The sequence below is a fragment of the Kribbella sp. genome (assembly GCF_035687465.1).
GTDB lineage: Bacteria > Actinomycetota > Actinomycetes > Propionibacteriales > Kribbellaceae > Kribbella.
In genome coordinates this window covers 1-5,922 of record NZ_DASRXP010000427.1, presented here as the reverse complement: position 1 = coordinate 5,922, position 5,922 = coordinate 1, and the positions used below count along the sequence as shown (strand labels likewise).

General features: G+C 69.9%; 5 protein-coding genes. 4 read left to right on the top strand and 1 reads right to left on the bottom strand.

The window, feature by feature from the left end:
- Window positions 1-229: 229 nt before the first annotated feature.
- Window positions 230-976 (bottom strand): maleylpyruvate isomerase family mycothiol-dependent enzyme, encoded by a 747-nt coding sequence (locus VFG33_RS22080; protein ID WP_325054819.1) that lies wholly within the window; start codon window positions 974-976, stop codon window positions 230-232.
- Between the two features lie 81 nt (window positions 977-1,057).
- On the opposite strand from VFG33_RS22080, the gene VFG33_RS22075 reads away from it, so the two are divergent.
- The 4 genes from VFG33_RS22075 to VFG33_RS22060 form a co-directional block, all read left to right on the top strand.
- Window positions 1,058-1,561 carry a MarR family winged helix-turn-helix transcriptional regulator gene (locus VFG33_RS22075; protein ID WP_325054818.1) on the top strand — a complete coding sequence of 168 codons (504 nt, stop codon included), beginning with the start codon at window positions 1,058-1,060 and terminating at the stop codon, window positions 1,559-1,561.
- 90 nt (window positions 1,562-1,651) lie between these two features.
- Window positions 1,652-3,325, top strand: a complete 1,674-nt coding sequence (gene icmA / locus VFG33_RS22070) for a coenzyme B12-dependent isobutyryl-CoA mutase large subunit (RefSeq protein WP_325054817.1) — start codon at window positions 1,652-1,654, stop codon at window positions 3,323-3,325.
- Window positions 3,246-5,078, top strand: coding sequence for an NAD-binding protein (locus VFG33_RS22065; RefSeq protein WP_325054816.1), 1,833 nt, complete (start codon window positions 3,246-3,248; stop codon window positions 5,076-5,078). The genes icmA and VFG33_RS22065 overlap by 80 nt, the downstream gene beginning before the upstream one ends.
- A gap of 52 nt (window positions 5,079-5,130) precedes the next feature.
- Window positions 5,131-5,922 (top strand): thioredoxin domain-containing protein (locus VFG33_RS22060; RefSeq protein WP_325054815.1); only part of this gene is annotated, 792 nt, incomplete at its 3' end.

Sequence of the window (5,922 nt, the reverse complement as noted above, 5' to 3'; positions counted from 1 at the left end):
TCCGGGCGTAGCTGCGTCTTTCCCTGGTCGTGGTGAGGTGTGTCAAGGGTCGAACTGGTTCGAGCCCGAAGGGCCGCGAAGCGCCCTTGACTCACCTCGCCGCGACTAGCACCATCACGCAGCCCGGCGACGCGAACCACCCACACCTACCCGCGAACCACCCACACCTACCCGCGAACCACCCACACCTATGAAACCCGCGAACCACCCACACCCGCGGATCGCTAATTCAGGTGGTGCACTCGGCGACGCGGTTGCGGAAGGCCTCTACTGCGGTGTCGTTGCCGACGGTCTGGATTGTGTCCGAACCGCGGCGGCCCCAGAGCCAGAGGAGGATGTCGTTTGCCTCGCCGAAGATCTCGGCGTCGACCTCGCCCTCCTTGCCCTGGGTGACGGTCGCGCTGGTGGCGTCGGCGCGGATGGTCCACGAGCGGCCTTCAGAGGTGATCCGGACGCCCGCGTCGACCGGGTGCGAGGTGTCGCCCTCCTCCCACCAGGGACCGCCGAGCATCAGGACCAGAATTTCGTCGATGCCGTCGAGGGCGAGTGCGCGGTCGATCGGGGTGACGACGTCGTGGGCTTGTTCGACATCCACCCGGTGGACCGCCGTCTCCAGTGCCATTCGCCGGTACCAGAACGCGGAGGTCTTGTCGTCGGGGGAGAACGTCCAGGTCGGGAGGTCGGTCCCCGCCTGCTCCAGGGCGGCGACCACCTTCGCCCGCGCCTCGTCGTACAGGTCGAGGGCGTCGCGGGAGGTGAGGTCCGGCGGCCACGGGTCGGGGAGACGGCCGAGGCGGAGGACCTCGACCTTGTGCAGGTACACGGTCGCGGTGTGGCGGACGACGGTGTCGACCGTCCAGCCGGGGCAGCTCGGGACGTCCGCGGACAGGCCGAGGCGGGCGACCTCGGCGAGGCGGGCTGAGTCCGCGCGCAGGCAGTCGAGAGAGAAGGCGGCACGATCAGGCGACATCGGCATCTGCCGATCATGGCAGCATCCGCGGACAGTTCCCGGTAGCAATGGCGGCCGGTTGGGGGTGGAGGCGGTTAACCTCTCGGCATGGCGAGGAACAGACCGTTGCCGTTCGATCCGATCGACGAGGCGTCGCGGCAGTGGGGGCGGCGATGGGGCGCGGTCGAGCAGATGCGCGCGGTGACCTCGCTGATGCGCGCTCAGCAGATCGTGATCGGGGAGCTGGACGAGATCCTGCGGGCGCACGGGCTGACGTTCGCGCGGTTCGAGGCGCTGGTGCTGCTGACGTTCTCCCGGCGCGGCTCGCTGCCACTCGGCAAGATGGGGGAGCGGCTGCAGGTTCACCCGACCTCGGTGACGTCGATCGTGCGCCGGCTCGAGGCCGCCGGACTGGTGACGAGGACCCCGCACCCGGACGACGGGCGGGCGGTCCTGTGCGAGATCACCGCCGACGGACGGGAACTGGTGGAACGCGCCACTGCCGATCTGGTCGCCGCCGACTTCGCGTTGCGCGGCCTCAGTGAAGAGCAGTTGAAGATGCTCTGGTCGGTTCTCGAGCCCCTGCGCCACACCGCCGGCGACTTCACCTGAACCGAACCGACCCGAACCGGAGCCCGGCTGGCTGGCATTTAGTAGGACGCCCAAGTATTTTGTAGGGAGTCCTACTAAACGGAGGTCGTGATGGACGCGCACGGGATCGCCGAGGGGCGGAGCCGCTGGCAGCAGCGGTTCGACGCTACACGGAAGCGGGAGGCGGACTTCACGACTTTGTCCGGGACCGAGGTGGAGCCTGTCTACGGGCCGCCGGAGGGATCCGACGACCCGCGGATGGAGCGGATCGGATGGCCCGGGGAGTTCCCGTTCACCCGCGGGCTCTATGCGACCGGGTATCGCGGGCGGACCTGGACGATCCGGCAGTTCGCCGGGTTCGGGAACGCCGAGCAGACCAACGAGCGGTACAAGATGATCCTCAACTCCGGCGGTGGCGGGCTGTCCGTCGCGTTCGACATGCCGACGTTGATGGGGCGTGACTCCGACGAGCCGAAGTCGCTCGGCGAGGTGGGGCACTGTGGCGTCGCGATCGACAGCGCCGCGGACATGGATCGCCTGTTCAAGGACATCCCGCTGCAGGACGTCACCACGTCGATGACGATCTCCGGGCCCGCGGTACCGGCGTTCGTGATGTATCTGGTCGCGGCCGAGCGGCAGGGTGCCGACATCACCAAGCTCAACGGGACGCTCCAGACCGACATCTTCAAGGAGTACATCGCGCAGAAGGAGTGGCTGTTCCCGCCGGAACCACACCTGCGCCTGATCGGCGACCTGATGGAGTACTGCGCCGCCAACATCCCTGACTACAAGCCTCTCAGCGTCTCCGGCTACCACATCCGCGAGGCGGGATCGACGGCCGCTCAGGAGTTGGCGTACACGCTGGCCGACGGGTTCGGGTACGTCGAACTCGGCCTGTCACGAGGGCTCGACATCGACAAGTTCGCACCCGGACTGTCCTTCTTCTTCGACAGTCACCTGGACTTCTTCGAGGAGATCGCCAAGTTCCGCGCGGGCCGGCGGATCTGGGCCCGCTGGCTCCGCGACGTGTACGGCGCGAAGACGGACAAGGCCCAGTGGCTCCGCTTCCACACCCAGACGGCCGGCGTCTCGCTGACCGCCCAGCAGCCTTACAACAACGTCGTCCGTACTGCGGTGGAGGCGCTCGCCGCGATCCTCGGCGGCACGAACTCGCTGCACACCAATGCCCTCGACGAGACCCTGGCCCTGCCGAGCGAGGAGTCGGCCGAGATCGCGCTGCGGACCCAGTCGGTACTGATGGAGGAGATCGGGGTCACCAACGTGGCCGACCCGCTCGGCGGGTCCTGGTACGTCGAGGCGCTGACCGACAAGATCGAGGCCGAGGCGGAGGCGACCTTCGAGCGGATCAGGGAGATGAGCCCGGACGGCACGATGACGGCCGGGATCCTGCGGGGGATCGAGGACGGCTGGTTCATGGGCGAGATCGCGGACGCGGCCTTCGACTACCAGAAGAAGCTGGAGAAGGGCGAGAAGAAGATCGTCGGGGTGAACACCCTGACCGACACCGTGTCCGGCGAGCTGGAGATCATGCGGGTCAGCCACGAGGTGGAGATCGAGCAGTGCCGGGTGCTCGCGGCGCGCAAGGCGGAACGCGACGAGGACCGGGTACGTCGTACGCTGACCGCTCTGGTCGATGCGGCCAGGGGTACCGGCAGTCTGATCGAACCCATGCTGGAGGCGGCGCGTGCGGAGGCCACGATGGGGGAAATCTGTCACGTTCTTCGGGACGAGTGGGGCGAGTACCGAGAGCCCGCCCGCTTCTGAGGAGGACCCGGCAGAGGACCCGCCACCACCGGAACGACGGCGGGTCCGCGGCCCCCGGCGATCCGGTCAGGCACCCGACGGGCGCGCTGTGGTCGTCTGCGGATCGGACCGCACGATGTTGCGGGTGGTCACCGAACTGGTGAGCTCCGGCGAGGACGTGGTCGCGGTCGTCAACCCGGCCTCGCGGCACTTCGACCGGATCAACGAGCTCGGCGCGCAGGTGATGGGCGTCCGCGTGGTCAGCGAGTCCGTCCTGCGTCGCGCCGGGATCGATGCCGACGAGACGACACCGTCGACCGCGCGGGCACTGGTGCTGCTCGACGCGGACGACGTCCACAACGTGCACACCGCGTTGACCGCCCGGGACATGGATCCCGACCTGCGGATCGTCGTCCAGATGGTCAACCCGCGGCTGGGCAGTCAGCTGCACAGCCTGCTGGGCGACTGCGTGGTGATCTCGGGACCGTCGCTCGCGGCGCCCGCGTTCGTCGCGGACGCGCTGGAGGACGACGAGCTGACCTGGCTCGAGCTGGGTGGCCGGAGGATGGTGGCCGGGCCGGCCGAGCTGATCCGCGATCCACATCTGACCGTGCTGGCCGACACCACGTCGGCCGCGACCCCGGAACTGCTGCCGACCTCGAGCGACAACCCGAGCGGCGACATCGTGCTCGGCAGCGGGGTCCGCAACCTTCGCCGGACCAGGGACGTCCGGCGGGCCGGGTGGCTGATGGCGAGCCGGGACGTGCTGGACCGCCGGGTCCGCATCATCGCGGCGGTGATGGCGGTTCTCGTGCTCGGCGGTACGGCGCTCACCCACTGGATCGCGAACGTGGAGTGGCTGCGGGCGTTGTACCTCGCCGCGGGTGCGGTGACCTCGGCCGGAATCGAGGACAACATCTTCTCCGATGCCAAACCGTGGGCCAAGGTGGCCGCGGTCGTGGTCCAGCTGACCGGCATCGTGCTGGTCGCGCTGCTGACCGCGGTGATCGTCGACTCGCTGATCGGCGCCCGGCTGTCCCGGGTGATCGGCGGTGTCCGGGGCCGGCCGCGGAACCACGTGGTGGTGTGCGGCCTGGGGACGGTCGGGGCCAGGGTGCTCGAGATCCTGGCCGAGCGCGGGGTCGCGGTGGTGGGCGTCGAGCAGAGCGACGACGCCCCCGGCGTACAGACCGCGCATCGGTTGCGGATCCCGGTGGTCATCGGGGACAGCAGCAACGAGGAGACGCTGCGCTCGGCCGGGGTGCATCGCTGCCAGGCCGTGCTGGCGATCACCAACGGCGACATCACCAACCTCGAGTCGGCGATGGTGGTGCGCGATCTGAACCCGGACGCACGGATCACCATGCGGATGTTCGACCACGACCTGGCCCAGCGGGTCGAGCGCCGGCTCGGCCTGGGGCACAGCCGGTCGGTGTCGATGCTGGTCGCGCCGGCGATCGCCGCGGCGGTGGCGAACCGGCGCAGCCAGACCACCGTGCCGGCCGGTCGGCGGGTGCTGCTGCTCACCGAGGTCACCGTCGAACGGGACTCGGTCGCGGTCGGCAACAGGCTCGGCGCGCTGGACGAGACCGGCGGACTGCGGGTGCTCGCGCTGCAGGACAATGGCCGCTGGGACTGGACCCCGGCGTTCGACCAGGCCCTCCGGCCGGGGGCCCGGATCGCTGTCGCCGGCACCCGCAGCGGGCTGGCGAGACTGCTGCTGGCGACCCGCGCTCCACACCGTGCGGAGCGGTCGGGGAGGATGGAGTCATGAACGGACGTACCGAGCGTTTCCCTGCACTGGTGACCGGAATGCGAGGGCAGTGGTGAGCCAGCCGAACTTCTCCCGACCCGGGGCGATCGACTTGTCGTCCCTGCGCAAGCCACCGACCCCGCCACGCCCCGGCGGCGGCCCTGCCGGGCCCGGCGGTCCCGGCCCCGGCGGCCCTGGCCCTGGCGGTCCTGGCCCGGGTGCGGGCGAGGCGGCCGGCCCGTACGTGCTGAACGTCAGCGAGCCGACCTTCCAGGGCGACGTGATCGAGCGGTCGCTCCAGGTCCCGGTGATCGTCGAGTTCTGGTCGCCGCGCTCCGAGGCGTCGAACACGCTCAGCCCGGTGCTGGCGCGGCTGTCCACCGAGTACGGCGGCAAGTTCCTGCTGACCCGGATCGACATCGACGCCAACCCGCAGCTGGCCCAGGCGGTCGGCGTCCAGACGGTGCCGTTGGTGATCGCCGTACTGCGCGGTCAGGTGGTCCCGCTCTTCCAGGGTCCCGTCGGTGAGCCCGAGGCCCGCCAGTACATCGACCAACTGCTCACCGTGGCAGTCGCGAACGGCATCACCGGCCGGACCGACCCGGTGGGCCCGACTGGTCCCGCCGAGGAGGAGGCCGAGCCGGAGCTGGATCCGCGGTACGAGGCGGCCGAGAACGCGGTCGGCGCGGGTGACCTGGATGGCGCGATCGCGGCGTACGAGGCCTTGCTGAAGGAGTCCCCGGCCGACGCCGAGGCCAAGGCCGGGCTGGCCCGGGTGCAACTGGTGAAGCGGACCCGCGACGTACCGGCCGAGGTGCGGACCCGGGCGGCGGAGAACCCCGAGGACATCGAGGCGCAGCTGCTG